This window comes from Kitasatospora sp. NPDC029367, from assembly GCF_055569135.1.
Map to the genome: position 1 here is coordinate 1 of NZ_JBVHYH010000158.1, position 2,719 is coordinate 2,719.

The 2,719-nt window shown below is 75.1% G+C and carries 2 protein-coding genes; both read left to right on the plus strand.

Annotation, left to right across the window (positions count from 1 at the left end):
* The first annotated feature begins 266 nt into the window (after positions 1 to 266).
* A complete protein-coding gene (locus ACZ4W5_RS37920) occupies positions 267 to 1,160 on the plus strand; it encodes an AAA family ATPase (protein ID WP_360230504.1) in 894 nt (297 codons plus the stop codon).
* A complete protein-coding gene (locus ACZ4W5_RS37925) occupies positions 1,157 to 2,626 on the plus strand; it encodes a VWA domain-containing protein (protein WP_465659806.1) in 1,470 nt (489 codons plus the stop codon). The genes ACZ4W5_RS37920 and ACZ4W5_RS37925 overlap by 4 nt, the downstream gene beginning before the upstream one ends.
* The last annotated feature ends 93 nt before the right edge of the window (positions 2,627 to 2,719 follow it).

Sequence of the window (2,719 nt, forward strand, 5' to 3'; positions counted from 1 at the left end):
CCAGGGAAGAGAGGGGCGGGGCAAAACCCCCCCCCCCCTAGAACAAAACACACCCAAAGAAAAAAGACCCCCCCCCCCCCCCCCCCACCAACCCCCCCCCCCCCCCCCCCCCCTCCACCGACCCCCGGTCACCCCCCGGACACCCCCCGGACACCCCCCGGACAACCCCCGGACAACCCCCGGGACAAGCAAGTGACCGGCCGGTAAGGTGGCGCTGCGCGGGCCCCGACGGGACGGGCGCGGCGGACCGGAACGGGGCGGGTCGGATGACCAACGGCAGCAGCGACGGCAACACCACCGGCACGGGCTTCTTCACCTCGGTCGCGGACACCGCCGAGCGGCTCGCCGCGACCGGCTACCTCGCCTCCACCGCCGTGGCCACCACCGTCTTCCTGGCCGACCGGCTCGGCAAGCCACTGCTGGTCGAGGGCCCCGCCGGAGTCGGCAAGACCGAACTCGCCAAGGCCGTCGCCGAACTGGGCGCGGCCCGACTGGTACGGCTGCAGTGCTACGAGGGCATCGACGAGGCCCGCGCACTCTACGAGTGGAACCACGCCAAGCAGCTGCTGCGGATCACCGCCGGCCGCGACGAGGGCTGGGAGGAGGCCCGCGGCGACATCTTCGGCGAGGAGTTCCTGCTCACCCGCCCGCTGCTCACCGCCATCCGCGGCGAGGAGCCCACCGTCCTGCTGATCGACGAGATGGACAAGGCCGACGTCGAGGTGGAGGCGCTGCTGTTGGAGGTGCTCAGCGACTTCCAGGTGACCGTCCCCGAACTCGGCACCATCACCGCGACCCGCCGCCCCTTCGTCCTGCTCACCTCCAACGCCACCCGCGAGCTCTCCGAGGCGCTGCGCCGCCGCTGTCTGTTCCTCCACCTCGACTACCCGGACGCCGAGTTGGAGCGCCGGATCGTCCGGCTCAAGGTCCCTGGGCTGGACGCGACGCTGGCCGAATCGCTGGTCCGGGTGGTCGGCGCGCTGCGCGCGATGGACCTGCGCAAGGCCCCCTCGGTCGCCGAGACCATCGACTGGGCCCGCACCCTGCTGGCGCTCGGCGCGGACACCCTGGACGACGCGGTCGTCCGGGACACCCTCGGGGTGATCCTCAAGCACCAGGACGACGTCCGCAAGGCCACCCGGAAGCTCACCCTCGCGTGACCGCCCCGGGGGCCACCGACACCGCAGGCCGGCTGACCGGACTGGTCCGCGCCCTGCGCGGGCACGGCCTGCGGATCGGCCCGGCCGAGACCGTGGACGCCGCCGCCGTGCTCGACGTGCTCGGCTTCGCCGACCGGGAGCAGCTGCGGGCCGGACTGGCCGCCGCCCTGCTGCGCTCGGACGGCCAACGGGCGGTCTTCGACGCCGTCTTCGACCTGTTCTTCCCGCTCGGTGTCGGCACCCCCGAGGCCCTGCGCGGCACCGAACCCACGGCCGAAGCCGCAGCCGGATCCACGCCGGAGGCCCCGGAGCCGCCGCGCTTCGGCCGCCCCGACCCGCTCCGCGACCGCTTGCGCGAGCGCCTCGCCGCCGCCCTGGCCGCCGACGACCGGGCCGCCCAGGCCCGGCTGGCCGGCGAGGTCATCGAGGCCTTCGGCCGGTACGGCACCGGCAGCACGCCCGGCTCGGACGGCTGGTCCGCCCACCAGGCGCTCGGCCGGCTGGCCCCCGAGACCCTGCTCGCCCGGATCCTCGCCGGCCTGCGGGACCAGGGCCCGGACGACCGCTCCGACCGCTCCGACCGCGACCTCTCCGACCGCGTCCTCGCCGACGAGATCCGCCGCCGGATCCGGGACTTCCGCGCCCTGGTCTCCGCCGAGGCCCGCCGCCGGGTCGCCGAACTGCGCGGCGCCGAACGGATCGCGGAACGCGCCGTCGCCCCCACCGTCGACCGGATCGACTTCCTGGCCGCCGGCCGCGACCAGCTCGCCGAACTGCGCCGCACCGTCCACCCGTTGGCCCGCAAGCTGGCCACCCGGCTGGCCGCCCGGCGCCGCCGCGCCGCCCGCGGGCGGATCGACCTGCGCCGCACCCTGCGCCGCTCGCTCGGCACCGGCGGGGTGCCGCTGCGCCCGGCGTACCGGCTGCGCCGCCCGGCCCGGCCGGAGCTGGTGCTGCTGTGCGACGTCTCCGGCTCGGTGGCCGGCTTCGCCGACTTCACCATGCTGCTGGTGCAGGCGATGGGCGAACAGTTCAGCAAGGTCCGGGTGTTCGCCTTCGTCAACCGCACCGCCGAGGTCACCGACCTGCTGCGGCGGGGCGAGGGCGACCCGGCCCGGCTGGCCGCCCGCATCCTCGCCGAGGCCGGGGTGATGGGCTACCACGGCAACAGCGACTACGGCTCCGCCCTGGGTGAGTTCGCCGACCACCACCTGGCCGCCGTCGGCCCCCGCACCTGCGTGCTCGTCCTCGGCGACGCCCGCAACAACTACCGCGACCCCAACCCGGAGGCGCTGCGCCGGATCGCCGCCCGCGCCCGCCGGGTCATCTGGCTCAACCCCGAACGCCCCGACCTCTGGACCACCGGCGACTCCGCCGCCCCGGCGTACGCCGACGTGGTGGAGATGCACTCCTGCCGCAACGCCCGCCGCCTCGGCGAACTGATCGCCCGCCTGCTACCCGTCTAGGGCGTGTCTTGTGGATCAGGTCGGACCAGACCGCGGCGTCAGGGTGCGTGCATCGCAAGGCGGAGGATGGGGGCACCTCCCGGCCGAAGGCTG

Bases quoted from the DNA above. Each gene is read 5' to 3' on its own strand.
- ACZ4W5_RS37920 (WP_360230504.1), top strand. From the start codon at position 267: ATGACCAACGGCAGCAGCGACGGCAACACCACCGGCACGGGCTTCTTC.